This is a genomic window from Streptomyces sp. NPDC059900, from assembly GCF_050270335.1.
GTDB lineage: Bacteria > Actinomycetota > Actinomycetes > Streptomycetales > Streptomycetaceae > Streptomyces.
Map to the genome: position 1 here is coordinate 1 of NZ_JBNNJZ010000992.1, position 1228 is coordinate 1228.

The window sequence follows — 1228 nt, forward strand, 5'->3', positions numbered from 1 at the left end:
CCGCTACTACCACCTCGAAGCGGCCCCGCTGGCCGAGGTCAGCGCGTGGCTGCACCCGTTCGAGCACTACTGGAACCAGCGCCTTGAGGCACTGTCCGATCTCCTGGACGAGGAAAACAGCACATGACGATCGACAACGACACCATCACCTGCGAGAAGTTCCTGCCCCACCCCCCGGCGGCGGTGTGGAGGGCCCTGACCGAACCCGAGCTGCATGCCCGCTGGTGGGCCGCCGGCGACATCAAGCCCGTCGTCGGGCATCGCTTCACCTTCGACATGGGCAACAACTTCGGCCACCAGTCCTGCGAGGTGACCGAGGTGGACGACGAACGCCTGCTGGCCTACCGGTTCGCCGAAGGCACCCTGGACACGACCATCACCTGGACGCTGCACCCGCAGGACGGCGGCACCCGCCTCGTCCTGACCCACGCCGGCTTCGACCTCGACTCCCCGATGGGACGACAGGCACTGGCCGGCATGGGCAACGGCTGGCCCCACGTCCTGGACAACCTCGCCCGGGCCCTGGCCGCCACCGGCTGAACGGCAGATGGCCCGCTCGGATCACCGCTGCACGCCGCGGAGATCCTGTCCCCGGGCCCTGCGGCCGGCGGCACCGGGGAGAGCTTCGCCGCGGCGGCGCACGATGTCTTCTACCGGGCCGTGAGGTCGGGTGCGACCTCGGCGCCCGGCAGCGGTGGCGCCTCGGTGACGTCGAGGAACACCTGGTCGGCCTGCGGCCAGCGTTCGGCCACGCCGGCCTTGATGCGCTCCATGACCAGTTCCACCACTTCGCTGTCCCGCCCCGGCGCGAGGTCGATGCGGGCGGCGACCAGCGTCGAGTCCATGCCCAGCCGCATGGTCAGCAGGCTCGCGACCCGGTCGATCTCGGGCTGCTCGGCGAGGAAGTGGGCGATTTCCTCGCGCAGTTCGGGGTCGAGGGCCTCGCCGATGAGCTGGTCCCTGGCCTCCCGGCCCAGACGGTAGGCCACCGCGATGAGCAGCAGGCCGATCGCCATCGAGGCTGCTGCCTCGTAGAGGACCTCGCCGGTCGCCATGTGCAGACCCATGCCGATCATCGCGAGGGTCACGCCGAGCACGGCCGTCCCGTCCTCGGCGATGACGGTGCGCAACGCCGGGTCCGAGCCGACGCCGCCCTCCTGCCGCCGCACCTGCCACAGCGCGCGGACCAGGGAACCTCCTTCGGCGAGGAAGGCGATTGCCAGCACGC

The 1228-nt window shown here is 70.8% G+C and carries 2 protein-coding genes; one reads left to right on the forward strand and one right to left on the reverse strand.

Going from position 1 to position 1228, the window contains the following annotated elements:
* Nucleotides 1–123: 123 nt before the first annotated feature.
* On the forward strand, nt 124–540 hold the full coding sequence (locus ACQKIP_RS46535) for an SRPBCC family protein (protein ID WP_365863514.1): 417 nt from the start codon (nt 124–126) through the stop codon (nt 538–540).
* Between the two features lie 110 nt (nt 541–650).
* Here the strand turns inward: ACQKIP_RS46535 and ACQKIP_RS46540 are convergent.
* The coding region (locus ACQKIP_RS46540; protein ID WP_427745771.1) for a cation diffusion facilitator family transporter at nt 651–1228 on the reverse strand (578 nt) is incomplete at its 5' end.